General features: G+C 44.8%; 13 protein-coding genes. 6 read left to right on the top strand and 7 right to left on the bottom strand.

Annotated features, from left to right (window positions below):
- Positions 1-120: 120 nt before the first annotated feature.
- The 5 genes from IE104_RS04210 (at position 121) to IE104_RS04230 (ending at position 6,410) form a co-directional block, all read left to right on the top strand.
- Positions 121-696: a DUF4136 domain-containing protein gene (locus IE104_RS04210; RefSeq protein ID WP_189416268.1), complete on the top strand. Its 576-nt coding sequence runs from the start codon at positions 121-123 to the stop codon at positions 694-696.
- 56 nt (positions 697-752) lie between these two features.
- A complete protein-coding gene (locus IE104_RS04215) occupies positions 753-1,220 on the top strand; it encodes a regulatory protein RecX (protein WP_189416270.1) in 468 nt (155 codons plus the stop codon).
- A 164-nt stretch (positions 1,221-1,384) separates the two neighbouring features.
- A complete protein-coding gene (locus IE104_RS04220) occupies positions 1,385-2,509 on the top strand; it encodes an efflux RND transporter periplasmic adaptor subunit (RefSeq protein ID WP_189416272.1) in 1,125 nt (374 codons plus the stop codon).
- Between the two features lie 2 nt (positions 2,510-2,511).
- The gene (locus IE104_RS04225) at positions 2,512-5,628 is read left to right on the top strand and encodes an efflux RND transporter permease subunit (protein WP_189416273.1); all 3,117 of its coding nucleotides are present in this window, start codon (positions 2,512-2,514) and stop codon (positions 5,626-5,628) included.
- A gap of 77 nt (positions 5,629-5,705) precedes the next feature.
- A complete protein-coding gene (locus IE104_RS04230; protein WP_189416274.1) occupies positions 5,706-6,410 on the top strand; it encodes a LamG domain-containing protein in 705 nt (234 codons plus the stop codon).
- 55 nt (positions 6,411-6,465) lie between these two features.
- Here IE104_RS04230 and IE104_RS04235 read toward each other — a convergent pair whose 3' ends face one another.
- Entirely contained in the window at positions 6,466-8,193 is a 1,728-nt protein-coding gene (locus IE104_RS04235; protein ID WP_189416276.1) for a proline--tRNA ligase, read from the bottom strand.
- 125 nt (positions 8,194-8,318) lie between these two features.
- Here IE104_RS04235 and IE104_RS04240 point away from each other — a divergent pair, with 125 nt between their 5' ends.
- Positions 8,319-8,741, top strand: coding sequence for an HIT domain-containing protein (locus tag IE104_RS04240; protein ID WP_189416277.1), 423 nt, complete (start codon positions 8,319-8,321; stop codon positions 8,739-8,741).
- Between the two features lie 75 nt (positions 8,742-8,816).
- Here the strand turns inward: IE104_RS04240 and IE104_RS04245 are convergent, their stop codons facing one another.
- The 6 genes from IE104_RS04245 to hflD form a co-directional block, all read right to left on the bottom strand.
- Positions 8,817-9,314: an HU family DNA-binding protein gene (locus tag IE104_RS04245; protein WP_189416279.1), complete on the bottom strand. Its 498-nt coding sequence runs from the start codon at positions 9,312-9,314 to the stop codon at positions 8,817-8,819.
- A gap of 302 nt (positions 9,315-9,616) precedes the next feature.
- Positions 9,617-10,117: a DUF7931 domain-containing protein gene (locus IE104_RS04250; RefSeq protein WP_189416281.1), complete on the bottom strand. Its 501-nt coding sequence runs from the start codon at positions 10,115-10,117 to the stop codon at positions 9,617-9,619.
- A gap of 32 nt (positions 10,118-10,149) precedes the next feature.
- Positions 10,150-10,596: a GNAT family N-acetyltransferase gene (locus tag IE104_RS04255; protein ID WP_189416282.1), complete on the bottom strand. Its 447-nt coding sequence runs from the start codon at positions 10,594-10,596 to the stop codon at positions 10,150-10,152.
- A 162-nt stretch (positions 10,597-10,758) separates the two neighbouring features.
- Entirely contained in the window at positions 10,759-11,910 is a 1,152-nt protein-coding gene (locus IE104_RS04260; protein ID WP_189416284.1) for a cupin domain-containing protein, read from the bottom strand.
- A 304-nt stretch (positions 11,911-12,214) separates the two neighbouring features.
- Entirely contained in the window at positions 12,215-13,606 is a 1,392-nt protein-coding gene (gene purB, locus IE104_RS04265; RefSeq protein WP_189416285.1) for an adenylosuccinate lyase, read from the bottom strand.
- 220 nt (positions 13,607-13,826) lie between these two features.
- Complete coding sequence (gene hflD / locus IE104_RS04270) at positions 13,827-14,453, bottom strand: high frequency lysogenization protein HflD (RefSeq protein ID WP_189416286.1); 627 nt, start codon at positions 14,451-14,453, stop codon at positions 13,827-13,829.
- Positions 14,454-14,469 lie beyond the last annotated feature (16 nt).

The raw sequence follows: 14,469 nt of genomic DNA on the forward strand, positions 1-14,469 counted from the left end.
CTCGTTAACAATTGTTCAAGTATGTGCTGCACTGTTGCGTGTCATAGGTAGTCTGAGTATGCTGCGCAACAGAGTTTTAGCTCTGCTAAACATTTTATAGATGCAGCCAAGAGGTTCGAAATGTTAAAAGCCGGTTTATTCAGTTTGTTGGTAGCGCTTATGTGTTTAAGCGGCTGCGCCACCAAACCTTATGTAGCTACAGATTACGAAGCCAGCTATAACTTTGCTGCGCTTAAATCTTTTGCGGTAAAAAGCGCTAAGCAAGATACTAAAGAGAACATTCTGATATCCCCATTTACCTTAAGTCATATTCATGCTTTGGTGAACGGAGAACTGGCAAAACGTTATCAATCGGTAGGTGAGTCAGCTACGCCAGATTTTTATGTAACCTATCATGTAGTGATGGAGGAAAAGCTTGAGCCAACTGCTTATGATCAAATGTATGGCTTTGGTTTTTGGGGTAGGGGATATCGTTATCCATCTTCAATGTTTTACCGTCCCCCGCTTGATGGTGGCATAAGAGTTTACAATCAAGGTAGTTTGATTATCGATATGGTGGATGCTAAAACACAACAGCCGATCTGGCGTGGTGTTTCAGAAAAACGATTGAATAAGGGCTTAAACCCCCAAAAGCAACGTGAAATTCTGACAAGTGCGGTTTTGGAAGTGCTGGCACAATTTCCTCCCGTAAAGTAATTAGTATAAATTGTTAAAAATCGGCCGCTATGCGGCCTTTTTTTATGGGCGACTCAATGACAGTTCATGAAATTACACCCGCGAGCATACGCATGTCGGCCATGAATTTTTTAGCAATGCGTGAGCATTCTGCTCATGAGCTTAAAGTTAAGTTAAGCAAAAAATTTGATCATCCTGATTGGATTGCCAGAGAGTTGGAAAAATTGAAGCAGGACGGATTGCAGAGCGATGAGCGTTTTACAGAGGCATATATAAGTATGCGCTTAAGACAGGGAAAGGGAGCTTTGGTTATTCGTCTCGAGTTAAAAGAAAAGGGTATTTCGGATGCACTTGCCTCACAATATTTGTCGAGCCACACGGACTGGAATCAACTTGCGTTGAAGGCTTACGTCAAAAAATTTGGTAATACACTCGTTTCCGATATGAAGGAAAAATCCAGGCGAATTCGTTTTTTGACCGCAAGGGGGTTTTCCTCAGCCAATATTCAATACGCTCTTAAGCAATCATTAGAAGGCGATGATTAAGGTAGTGCGTTGATGTATGTTAATATTTATTAGTTGTAATATGTTCATCAATTAACAAGTGTTAAACTCGAGCGAATTTTCTGGGCAAAAGGATGCTATAGCCTGAATACAACGAAAACATTTTTTATTAAGATGTTTTCATTGCTAACCAATCGAGAGTAATTATGCCTTTGCCTTCACCAGTACGCTTATTAACTTGCGCACTCTTTCTTGTGTCTTTCCACGCGTTTGCTCAAAAGTCAGATAAACCAGAGACGCCTTTAGACGTCATTGTGCAGTCTGTGGCTCCTCGTGAATTACAAAATAATATTGAAGCGCTCGGCAATCTGCGGGCTTATGAATCTATCGTAATAACGGCTAAAGCCACCAAAACCGTAACGCAAATTCGTTTTGATGACGGGCAACGTGTTAGCAAAGGCGCTACCTTAGTTGAGATGACCAATGCGGAAGAATCCGCGTTGATGGAAGAAGCTCGCTTGACAGCAGAGGAGGCGAAGAAACAATTAGAGCGCACCCAATCACTTGCCAAAAATGGCGCAGTCTCACCTTCATTGCTTGATCAGCGCACTCGCGAATATGCAGCAGCTCATGCGCGTTTTAATGCGCTGCAAGCACGGTTTAAAGATTTAATTATCACCGCGCCTTTTAACGGTGTTGTCGGTATTCGCGATATTAGTCTCGGTAGTTTAATTGCTCCGGGGCAAGTTATCACCACGCTAAATGACGATAGCAAAATGAAGTTGGACTTCACTGTCCCCGCTATTTACCTGCGCAGTTTACGTATAGGTTTACCGATAGATGCCCAGAGTCATGACTTGGGTGATAAAACATTTAAGGGAAAAATTTTTAGTATTGATAATCAGGTTGATGAAACTACTCGTTCTATAAAAGTTCGCGCTATTTTTGATAACCCTGGGTTTGAGCTTAAGCAAGGGTTGTTAATGACGGTGGTGATTCGTGCAGATATTCGTAAATCGTTAGTGTTGAGCGAAGCTGCATTGGTGCCTATGGGCAGCAATAATTTTGTATTTGTTTTGCAGCCAAATAAAGATGGCAAAAATGCTCAATGGATTGCCGAAAAACGCCAGATTTATATCGGCCAACGATATAAAGGTTTGGTTGAAATAGTGGGCGGATTGCAAGAGGGTGAAAAAGTTGTAACCCATGGTTTGCAAAAAATACATGCAGGTCAAGGCTTGAATATTATGGCGGAACAATCAAATGACCCAGCTAAAAAGCCTGAGCCTCTATCAGAGTTGCTAAAGCAGAAAAAACCTGAGGGCAAATAATTATGATGCTCTCAAACGTTTCAATTCGACGACCGGTATTTGCGTCAGTAATTTCGTTGCTGTTATTGGCTTTTGGTATTCTCGCTTTTGATCGACTTTCATTACGTGAATATCCCAATATAGATCCACCCATTGTATCCATTCGTACTTCCTATCCTGGTGCTGCAGCAAATATTGTTGAAACACGCATTACCAAACCTCTTGAAGATCGTATCGCCGGTGTGGAAGGTATTCGCTACATTGAATCCAGTAGTGAAAATGGCGTTTCCAATATCACAGTGACATTTAATATTGAGCACGATATTGAAGCCGCAGCAAATGATATTCGCGATAAAGTTTCCAGTGCAGTCAGTTCATTACCTATCGAAGCAACCGCGCCTGAAGTACAAAAAATAAATTCCGATGATGAAGTTATTGTGTGGATGAGTCTCGCTGGTGACGGCATGTCGGTACCGGAGTTATCGGATTATGCAAAACGCTATGTGGTAGATAAGTTTTCTGCGGTAGAAGGTGTTGCGCGTGTACGCATCGGCGGTGAGCAGCGTTACGCAATGCGTGTGTGGCTCGATAGAAAAAAACTGGCCGCACATAATTTAACGGTGAATGATATTGAAAGTTCACTGCGTAACGAAAACGTGGAGCTTCCCGCTGGTAGCGTTGAATCTAAAGATCGGCAATACACGGTGCGTATGGCTCGCACCTATCGTACCGATGAACAATTTGCGAACCTTGTAGTGAAACACGCCGCCGACGGTCATTTAATTCGCTTGGGTGATATTGCGAAAGTTGAAAAGGGCACAGTGGAGGATCGCAATTTATTTCGTGGTAATGGCATAGCGCAAGTGGGTATAGGTATTGCGAAGCAGTCCACGGCAAACACCCTCGATGTTGCCCGCGGAGTGCAGGCGCAGCAGAAACTTATGAATGCCAGTTTGCCAAAAGGCATGAGTATTGAAGACAGTTACAACAGCGCTATTTTTATTGAGCGAGCCATTCACGAGGTTTATATCACGCTGGTGTTGGCGGTATCTTTGGTTGTGTTTGTAATTTATATATTCCTCGGCAGTGTGCGCGCAATGTTGATTCCCGCCGTTGCTGTTCCCGTTTCCATTATTGCAACTTTCACTGTACTTGCAGCGATGAATTTTTCCGTGAATATGCTGACACTCTTGGCTTTGGTGTTGGCGATTGGTTTGGTAGTGGATGATGCGATTGTAGTATTGGAAAATATCGTGCGGCACATTGAAGAAAAAGGTAAGCCAGTGTTACTTGCTGCTTACGATGGTGTGCGTGAAGTAGGCTTTGCTGTAATTGCGACAACTCTGGTGCTGATTTCTATTTTTATTCCCATCGTATTTGTAAAAGGTGACGTAGGCCGATTGTTTTCCGAGTTTGCCATCACTATGGCTGCGGCCGTGGGATTCTCAGCATTGGTGGCTTTAACGCTTTCACCAATGCTGGCTTCAAAAATTTTGCGCAAAGAAACTCATCGCACGGCTTTAGTTGAAAAAGTAGATGTGAGGATGCATCAACTGCGTGATTACTATAAAAAAGTAATTCTGAAAAGTTTGCGTAAAAAACCAATTACCATCGCTATTTTTGTTGCAATGCTCGGCATATGTTTTTTAATGGCCGTGTTTATTCCCAGTGAATACGCACCGAAAGAGGATCGCGGCAACTTTCAGATTATGGTCAATGGTCCCGAAGGTGCGACCTATGATTATATGGAAGAATACATGGCCGAAATTGAAAAACGTATTATGCCTTATGTGGAGTCAGGAGAGGTTTCGCGTTTAATGGTGCGCGCACCGCGCGCGTTTGGCTCCTTTGAAAGTTTTAACGCAGGTATTGCTATTGTGGCACTCAATGACTGGAGCAAGCGTCGCAATGCGTTCGTCATTATGGATGAAATTAAAGCCAAGTTAGCGGATTTGCCTGGAGTGACGGCATCGCCCGTTATGCGCCAGGGATTTGCAGGTGGTTCATCAAAGCCCGTGCAGTTTGTGATTGGTGGCGGAACTTACGAAGACCTTGCGAAATGGCGAGATATTTTGCTGGATAAAATTAATCAGGATAATCCGGGCCTGGCGAATATTGATTGGGACTACAAAGAAACCAAACCACAAATTGAAGTGCGTGTTGATACCAATCGCGCAGCGGATTTGGGTGTAAGTGTCAGCACCATAGGCCACACCTTAGAAACGCTGTTGGGTTCGCGTAAAGTGACTACCTATATTGAACAAGGCGAAGAATACGATTTGTTAATTCAAGGTGAGCGAGATGAACAGCGCACTAAAAATAGTTTGGAAAATATGTATGTTAGGTCTGATTCCACAGGTAAATTAATTCCTTTGGCAAGTTTGGTGAATTTGGTTGAAGTTGCTGATGCCAGCCGCTTGAATCGTTACAACCGTGTGCGTTCGCTAACGATTGAAGCTGCGCTCGATAAAAACTTAACCTTGAGCGAAGCCCTGGATCATCTCAATCAACTGGTGAAGGACAATTTGCCGGCAAATGCAACCGTGGATTATCGCGGCATGTCACGCGACTTTAAGAACTCCAGCGGTTCAATGTTTTTTATGTTTGCCTTGGGAATTTTAATTACTTATTTAGTTTTGGCGGCACAATTTGAAAGTTATGTGCATCCCTTTGTCATTATGTTGACTGTTCCTTTGGCGATAGCAGGTGGCTTGCTAGGTTTATGGATTACCGGGAGTACGCTGAATTTATATTCGCAGATCGGTTTAATAATGTTGATTGGGCTCGCTGCAAAAAATGGTATTTTAATTGTTGAGTTTACCAATCAATTACGTGATCGCGGCGTTGAGTTTACCCAAGCTTTGCTTGAGGCTTCATCAGCGCGTTTACGTCCCATCATTATGACCAGTTTGACTGCGGTAGCGGGCGCTATACCTTTGGTTATATCATCGGGCGCGGGTTCAGAAACGCGATTCGTTATTGGTGTGGTGGTAATTTCAGGTGTGATAGTGGCAACTTTTTTCACCTTGTTTGTTGTGCCTGTTGCCTATACCTTGCTGGCAAAAAATACCGGTTCGCCAAACGATGTGAGTAAAAAGCTTGAACAAGAAATTGCTCGTTTCAATGCAGTGGATGATTAATCGCTATTCGCCTGAGCCTATTGCTCAGGCGATGTGCTTTGCATAATAAAACTAATAATGATCAATGCGAGGACAGTATGAACAACAAATTATTCTTCATTCTGGCGACTGCATTTTTTGCCGTAACGCTATCTGCCTGTAATCTTTCTTCAGTAAAAAAATCACAGCAGGAAATATGGCGATTCGACTCATTAACTCGCGTTAATGGCTATAGTTTGGAGCAGCAAGGGCAACCTAAAGTGGTGGATAGCCCTTATGGAAAAGCTGTTAGTTTTGATGGCGATGGTGACCGTTTATTGGTGAACGCTAATCCCCTGGGAGATGCTAACGAATTCACTATTGAGATCGTCTTTAAACCGAATGATGTGTTTCCCAAAAATCACGAGCCGCGAATTTTTCATATCGAATCTGCCGATAATCCCAATCGCCGGATTACTATAGAGCTGCGCTTGAATGATAAAAAACAATGGTACTTCGATGCTTTTATCAAATCCGATAAGTCGCAATTTACGCTGATTGATCCCGCGAAAGTTCATCCCGTTGGTGAGTGGGCTCACGCTGCTATGACTTTTAAAAATCGCGAATTTATTTCTTATGTAAACGGCGAAAAGGAATTAACCGGGCAGGTAGATTATTTAACAATTCCTGCCAATGCGAAAACATCCGTGGGCGCGCGTATGAATCAAATCCATTGGTTCAATGGAGAAATTTTGCAAGTGAGGGTGACAAGGAAGGCTTTGCTACCGGAAGATTTTGTATTGCTGGGTAACCTGAAGAAATAACTATTTGCAGATGCTGGATAGGTTTCCCTATCCAGCTCTTTGCTAGCTCAATACTTTAAATCTTAATTCTGTTTTTTAAGAAGCTCACAATATCCGCAACTGCGATTTCTTGCTTCTCTGCATCGCGGCGGCCTTTGTATTCGATATTGCCTGCTTCCAAACCGCGGTCGCCAATAACTATGCGATGTGGAATGCCCATCAAATCAGTGTTCGCGAGTTGTACACCCAAACGTGCTTTTTCATCGTCCATAAATAAAACATCAATGCCAGCCGCTTGCAGCTCGGTGTAAATTTCTTCTGCTTTTTTCGCAACGGCTTCGGATTTGTTCATGTTGATAGGCACGATTGCTACATGGAAAGGTGCGATAGCATCAGTCCAGATAATGCCATTCTCATCAAAGTTTTGTTCAATAGCCGCAGCAACAACACGGGTTACACCAATGCCGTAACAACCCATAATCATGGTTTGTTCTTTACCGTTTTCATCCAGCACACGTGCTTTCAGTGCTTCAGAATATTTAGTGCCGAGTTGGAAAATATGGCCAACTTCTATGCCGCGTTTTATTTCAAGCGTGCCTTTACCGCATGGGCTTGGGTCACCGGCAACAACATTGCGAATGTCCGCAACTAAAGTTAACTGTGCATCGCGCGCCCAGTTAACACCTGTGAGATGGAAGCCGTCTTTATTGGCACCGCAGACAAAATCAGCCGCGTGTGCCGCAGAGTGGTCAACGATGACGGGAATATTCAAACCCACTGGTCCAATCGAACCAACGCTTACGCCTAACTCAGCTTTAATGCGTGCTTCAGGTGCGAAAGTGAGTGGTGATGCAACACCCGTTAATTTTTCCGCTTTGATGTCGTTAAGCTCGTGATCGCCACGCAAGACTAATGCAACCAATGGTTGAGTTTTATCTTCACGCACATCACCCAGCACGATTAAAGTTTTCAACGTTTGCTCTGGTGAAACTTTCAAAAATGCGCAAACTTCTTCAATCGTGTGAGCACCAGGTGTTGCAACTTCTTTCATAAGATGTTGTGGAGCAGGGCGCGGTGTTGATGGTGGCAAAGCTTCTGCCTTCTCAGTGTTCGCTGCGTAATCGCTACCATTACTGAACACAATAGCATCTTCGCCGCTTGCAGCTAATACGTGGAATTCGTGTGAGAAAGCTCCGCCGATGGAGCCTGTATCTGCCAACACCGGGCGGAACTCTAAACCTAAACGCGTAAAAATATTGCAGTAGGTTTGATGCATAACATCGTAAGTTTCTTGCAAAGATTCGGTGCTGTTATGGAAAGAGTAAGCATCTTTCATAATAAATTCGCGCGAGCGCATTACGCCAAAACGTGGACGCACCTCATCGCGGAATTTGGTTTGGATTTGATAAAAATTCGCGGGCAATTGTTTGTAGCTGTTGATCTCACCGCGAATTAAATCGGTGATAACTTCTTCATGGGTTGGACCAAGGCAGAAGGGGCGATTGTGGCGATCATTAATGCGCAGTAACTCTGGCCCATATTGCTGCCAGCGGCCAGATTCTTCCCAAAGCTCAGCCGGTTGTACCACAGGCATCATGACTTCTTGCGCGCCGGATTTATCCATCTCGGTACGCACAATATTTTCGACTTTACGCAGCACGCGTAAGCCTAACGGTAACCAGGTATAAAGGCCCGAGGCGAGCTTGCGGATCATGCCCGCGCGCAGCATAAGTTGATGGCTGATGACTTCTGCATCGGCAGGGGTTTCTTTTAAGGTAGCAATTAAAAATCGGCTGGAACGCATAGATTGTCTTCTTTGCAATGTGGCTATAATGGGGATAATTTAAGGCGCTTATTCTACGGTGCCAAATGCAATTGGTACAGAAGCCGATTGGTACAGAAGCCCGGTCATTCTCAAAGGTGAAACTTATGTTTGAACTCCACCCCCGCCTTGCGGCAGATTCGGTAGTCATTGGGCGTTTTGATTTGTCGCTCCTATTGCTCAGTAAAGATGCAAATTACCCCTGGTGCATTTTGGTGCCGCAGTTGGAAGGTGCATTTGAAATCCATCATTTAAGTGACGAAGAACAAATTCAGCTTATACGCGAATCGAGTCGCTTATCGGAAGTCATGACCAGCCTGTTTGATGCGCATAAAATGAACGTGGCTGCTCTAGGTAATGTGGTACGCCAATTACATATCCACCATATAGCGCGCTTTGAAAACGATCCTGCGTGGCCTCAACCTATCTGGGGAAAGCTGCCAGCAAAAGATTACTCAACACAAGAATGGGCAGAGCTGGTTAAGCGTTTGCAGAATGCATTGGTTGGTGAGGGTTTTACTTTGGTTTAATCTTCGATGTAGATTTTTTGTAGTCATAAAAAAACCCCGCATTGCGGGGTTTTTGTTTTTCAAAAGGAGGCCTAATTACAGAGCCATTTCTTTCAATTTTTTCAACGGACGAACTTTTACAGAAGTGCTAGCTGGTTTGGCTTTGAACATTACTTCTTCGCCGGTAAATGGATTGATGCCTTTGCGAGCCTTGGTGGCTGGTTTTTTCACGGTAGTGATTTTCAGCAGGCCTGGCAGAACGAATTCACCAATGCCTTTCTTCTTAACATGACCTTCAATCACGTTGGTCAATTCATCCAACACTGCTTGAACTTGCTTTTTGTTCAACTGAGTTGCATCAGCAATTTGTTGCAACATTTGAGTTTTGTTTTGACGTTCAGCAATTGGTTTAACAACAGCTGGAGCAGCTTTCACAGCAGGTGCTTTTTTCGCTGGAGCAGCTTTAGCAGCAGGCGCTTTTTTTGCGGCAGGTTTGGCAGCAGCTTTTGGTGCGGCTTTAGCAGCAGGTTTAGCAGCGGCTTTTGGAGCAGCTTTTACGGCAGGTTTAGCAGCAGGTGTTTTTTTGGCAACCATGGTGGATTCCTTTATCGTAGATGATCAATGGGTATGTTTATTCTGTAAGCAAGCCGCTCAATCGGTTGATTCACGTACTTGGCTCTGAACTACATTGTGAACAGCATGAGGCTTGCTCAAAAACCCCTGTTTTTATAGGTTCAAAATACCTATTGCAAGGATTGGAGCTATATATAAAGGATAAAAACGGAATCAGCAACCAAAAACTACGCTATTTCCCGAAGAAAAGTGCAAATTTATGTTTTGTGTGAGTTTTGCACATGCTAATCGGGGCGTAGTGCGAGCAATCTAAATACAAAGGTTTAAATATGTAGTGTTTGTAATTCAGGCTCGGGCTCGCCGTATTGCCAAACATAATCGAAGGTTTCGCGGAGTCGTGTGACTTCTACAGCGGCATTAAAGTTTGCAAAACCTTTGTAATTATTATCGTCATTTTTATAGAGCAGTGCACTTGTGTCGCACAACATAAATCCCATCTCGGTATTTTGTGGCTCGACTGTCAATTTACGTAACAGGATTTTGCTGGACAGGCGTTGATGAAGCTTGGCGAGATCATGGCCAGTTTCAGCTAATGGTTTGGTGTTCTTAACAAGGATTTGTACTTGCGCGTGGCGACTGCTGCGCACAAAGTTTGATATAGCTTGTACAAATTCCGGCGCGCCATACAACAACACATCCAAATCGTGGCTCAAAATGGCAATAGTGCGTCGTGATTGTTCAATAAGCTTCAATGAGTGCTCTTGAAAATCATGGAGCGAGTCCAGCAAAAAAAGATCTGCACTGACAGATGATACTTCGCTCATAAACTATTGCTCGTCTCTTGAGGGGAATGTCGCTAAGAAGAATGCCACATTTCAATGTGTGGGATGTCTGCATCCATAAACACCGCGCCACGTGCGCTAAACCCCAAGTGCTCGTAAAAATCTTGGCGAGTCGTTTGGGCGTTAAGATAAATCAAGTGCTCAGGATATTGCTGCTGACAATACGTAATGATGCTATTCATTAAATTACGGCCAATACTTTGGTTGCGGTATTTGGATAAAACCGCAACGCGCCCTATATGGCACAGCAGTTGATTCTGCCGATTCTCTATTAATAAGCGCGCACAGGCAATAGCATTGTTTTGGGGTGTTAAGACCAGGAAATGAATAGCACTTTCATCTTTGTCATCCCATTCATCAGCAACGGGAACTGCTTGTTCTTGAATAAAAACAAGTTCGCGAATTTCACGAAGCTGTTGCTGACGTGCTTTCCAATCGGTGGATATAAATGTATAGGTCATATGTATTTGGGAGTCGCCATTCTCGCGCAGCGGGATCCAGTTGTTAACAAACTAAAATCAAGAGCTGGATCCCCGCTACGCGAGGATGACGACTCCCCATCGAATAAGTGCTGGATAGTAACGCTCGTTATGCATGCGCTTTATCCAACCCACTAATAATTCTTATTCATCTACCAATAAAGTTTCTTGATTAATCAATTGTGTAATGACTGCACGATCGAACAAGTCTTGTACGAGCGGCTTTAATTGTTCCCAGCTAATTTCAACTTCCGCAGATACCAGCTCTGCTAGCTCGCGCGAACACGGGAAAGCTTGGCCGTCGGCAAATAATTGAGTTCCCTCGTTGCTGGTATGGAAGGCAACACGCGCAGCCGGGTGGCGCCATAACATTTGCCCCTCCGCAAGCGCAGCTTGCCAATCGTCAGCTGTAATTTCATCATCACTTTCGATGTCATCCTGCCCATATTTGCGCTCGGTCATGTGTTTGCCAAACCAATGGGCGATATTTTCTGCAGTGAAATGCTGCTGAATAATTTCCTGGATTTGCGCAATGGCATCGGCGTTAATTTCGCCGGGGTTGGATTGCAGTTTTAAATAAGGATCACTAAAGCGCGCATCGTTATTTAAGGTTTGCGCAATATCGTGGCTCAGTTCATCCACAATGGCTGAATGACTAGGGGCACGGAAGCCTATGGAGTATGTCATGCAGTCGCCTTGCGCAACGCCCCAGTGCGCAACGCCCGGTGGAATGTAAAGCATATCGCCCGGCTCAAGAATCCATTCGTCTTGGGTTTCGAAGTTTTCCAAAATATGGAGTTGTGTACCTTGCAAGTGAGGTGAATTTACATCGCAATTTTGGCCGATTTTCCATTTACGTTTGCCCATGCCTTGCAGCAAAAAAACATCGTAGTAATCGAAATGTGGCCCAACGCTACCTTGGTCAGGCGCAAAGCTAATCATGATGTCATCCAGGCGCCAGTTGGGGATAAAACGAAAGTTATCCAGCAGCAAATTCACTTCTGGCACCCATTGGTCAACTGCTTGAACGAGCAATGTCCAATGGGTTGGCGGTAAGTTCGCAAAAGTATCCTCATCAAAAGGTCCGTTGTGTAATTCCCACGGTGTTTTACCTTTCTCCACCACAATGCGCGATTCAACTTCTTCTTCCAACGCCAAGCCTGCAAGTTCATCGCCGTCGATGGGTGATTGGAAATTAGGGAATGCATTGCGAATTAATAAAGGTTTTTTTTGCCAGTATTCCAACAGGAATTGTTGGATTGGCATATTGCCGAGATGAGTGAGGGCGCTTGTCATAATTTTTTCTTTCTAAATGAGTTTGATTGCCTGCGGCAGGCCTCACTTTTCTTTGCTTCGCCAAAGAAAAGTAAGCAAAAGAAAGGCGACCCAGCTCGTTCGTGTTTCCTGCGCGTTTCGGAAAATTGCCGTCGTTCCGACGCGACATCCTTGTCGCGTAGTCACTAAAACGCACGTCCTGTGCGTTTTCCGGCAATTTTCCTCCAATGCTCGGCGAACTCACATGGGGCCCATCGGTGCCAACTGCAGATTCTTATGTGTTGGAAAAAACTAAGGGCTCCGAGGAGCCCTTTATTGTTCGTGATTAAATCGCTTTGGCCTGCGCTACGGCATTCCCAATATAATTCGCTGGTGTCAGCTCACGCATGGCTTGTTTTGCATGCTCTGGAATATCCAAAGTCTCTACAAACGCTGCCAATACTTCTTTGGTAATGGTTTGACCGCGAGTCAGCGCTTTCAATTTCTCGTAAGGCTCATCAACATTGTAGCGACGCATAATGGTTTGGATTGGCTCAGCCAAAACTTCCCACGCATTATCCAAATCTTGCGCCAAACGCGCGCGGTTGATTTCAAGTTTGCTCATGCCTTTTAAAGTTGAAGCAAAAGCAATCATCACATAGCCAAAACCAACGCCCATGTTGCGCAATACGGTTGAGTCAGTAAGGTCGCGCTGGAAGCGAGAGATAGGCAATTTTTGCGCGAGGTGAGTGAATACCGCGTTGGCGATACCCAGGTTACCTTCAGAGTTTTCAAAATCAATTGGATTAACTTTGTGTGGCATGGTGGATGAACCCACTTCGCCAGCGATGGTTTTTTGTTTGAAGTAACCGTAAGAAATGTAGCCCCAAATGTCGCGGTCGAAATCGATCACTATGGTGTTGAAACGTGCTATGGCATCAAACAATTCAGCGATGTAATCGTGCGGTTCAATTTGGGTGGTGTAGGGGTTCCATGTCAGGCCGAGGCTTTCAACAAATTGTTGTGCGTTGGCTTGCCAATCCACTTCCGGGTAAGCAGAAATATGTGCGTTGTAGTTACCAACAGCACCGTTAATTTTGCCGAGCAATTCTACTTCTTTTACCAATTTCAATTGGCGACGCAAACGTGCGGCAACGTTTGCCATTTCTTTACCAACGGTAGTTGGTGATGCAGTTTGACCGTGGGTGCGTGAGAGCATGGCATCTTCTGCGTAATCGTGCGCGAGTTTTACCACGCCATCGATAATCGCTTGTGCATCTTTAATAAATTCTTCGCGGCCTGCTTTCAACATTAAAGCGTGCGACAAGTTGTTGATGTCTTCAGAGGTACAAGCAAAGTGTACGAATTCCAAAACAGCTTCTAATTCTGCGTTGCCCGCAAATTTATTTTTCAGGAAATATTCAACAGCTTTTACGTCGTGGTTGGTGGTGCGTTCAATAGTTTTAACGGCTTGCGCATCAACTTCGCTAAAGTTTTCTACTATGGCATCAAGCAGCGCGTTGGTGGCTGCGCTAAACGCGGGAACTTCTGGGATTCCTGCATGACGGCTAAGTTGTTGCAGCCAACGTACTTCTACTTCTACACGGAAACGGATTAAACCAAATTCGCTAAAAATTTTACGCAGTGCAATGGTGCGGTTGCCGTAGCGACCATCAACCGGAGAGACGGCGTTGAGTGCGGTGAGGGTTGCAAAGGAGTCGTTAGATGTAGGAGCCATGCGGGTTCTCTTGAAAGTAAAATTAAAAACAAAAAATAAATTGGGCGGTTAGCAAAACAAGTAGGTATTGGGCACGCCTGATTGATCGGCGCACTATCTCTTGGTAGCTCTTCGGCTAACTGATCTCTGTTTTATACCTCTGCAGGAGAGGTTTGACCCTGTTTTGAAAAGGTCGCCATCATAACTGAAAACGCCTGATTTTTCAGGCGTTTTCAGTGAATCAATAAGGTAAATTGCGCAATAGCTTATCGACTTCGGCAGCCATGGCTTTGCGTTGGAGCAGGAGTTGCCAGCGCGTTCCGCCGAGTTGTCGCCACAATATGGCAGAGCGAATAGCGGCCAATAAGAGTGCGCGAATTTGGCTGGCAATACGGGTTTGCTGCAGATAATTGTAGTCGCCCATTACCTGAATGCGAAAACGGAAGGTGCTAATTGTTTCGCTGTAAATTTGGCCCAGATTGCCAATCACATTGTCATGGGTGGAAGAAAAATGTTCGGCTTGGCCTGCTGCCTGCGATATACGGGATGCAATGGTGTTCAGCATGTCGCGGCGACCGGCCAATTTTTTTTGCAGATGCAAGGCGCCCAGTGCGTAACGCATAGCTTCCTGATGTTTGTGTTTACCCGCGAGCATATCGCGCAGGGCCTCGAGCCCGATGCGTAAGTGCTGAGCACTGCCACCGTAAACTGCAAGTGTGCTGGCGGGGTTAAGGTCAAACAGACTTTCTATACTGCATTTATAGGCATCCGGTTGGGTCTGCCCGGTTTTGGCAACTTGTTCCACCAAAATAGCTGCTTGCACAACACCCGCTAAGGCGAGGGTGATTTCTTGAAGGTTTTTGCTCACAAAGGGTTCCCTACTA

This window comes from Cellvibrio zantedeschiae, assembly GCF_014652535.1.
Lineage (GTDB): Bacteria > Pseudomonadota > Gammaproteobacteria > Pseudomonadales > Cellvibrionaceae > Cellvibrio > Cellvibrio zantedeschiae.

Coding starts and splice junctions, on each gene's coding strand:
- IE104_RS04210 (WP_189416268.1), top strand. CDS start 121: ATGTTAAAAGCCGGTTTATTCAGTTTGTTGGTAGCGCTTATGTGTTTA.
- IE104_RS04215 (WP_189416270.1), top strand. CDS start 753: ATGACAGTTCATGAAATTACACCCGCGAGCATACGCATGTCGGCCATG.
- IE104_RS04220 (WP_189416272.1), top strand. CDS start 1,385: ATGCCTTTGCCTTCACCAGTACGCTTATTAACTTGCGCACTCTTTCTT.
- IE104_RS04225 (WP_189416273.1), top strand. CDS start 2,512: ATGATGCTCTCAAACGTTTCAATTCGACGACCGGTATTTGCGTCAGTA.
- IE104_RS04230 (WP_189416274.1), top strand. CDS start 5,706: ATGAACAACAAATTATTCTTCATTCTGGCGACTGCATTTTTTGCCGTA.
- IE104_RS04235 (WP_189416276.1), bottom strand. CDS start 8,193: ATGCGTTCCAGCCGATTTTTAATTGCTACCTTAAAAGAAACCCCTGCC.
- IE104_RS04240 (WP_189416277.1), top strand. CDS start 8,319: ATGTTTGAACTCCACCCCCGCCTTGCGGCAGATTCGGTAGTCATTGGG.
- IE104_RS04245 (WP_189416279.1), bottom strand. CDS start 9,314: ATGGTTGCCAAAAAAACACCTGCTGCTAAACCTGCCGTAAAAGCTGCT.
- IE104_RS04250 (WP_189416281.1), bottom strand. CDS start 10,117: ATGAGCGAAGTATCATCTGTCAGTGCAGATCTTTTTTTGCTGGACTCG.
- IE104_RS04255 (WP_189416282.1), bottom strand. CDS start 10,596: ATGACCTATACATTTATATCCACCGATTGGAAAGCACGTCAGCAACAG.
- IE104_RS04260 (WP_189416284.1), bottom strand. CDS start 11,910: ATGACAAGCGCCCTCACTCATCTCGGCAATATGCCAATCCAACAATTC.
- purB (WP_189416285.1), bottom strand. CDS start 13,606: ATGGCTCCTACATCTAACGACTCCTTTGCAACCCTCACCGCACTCAAC.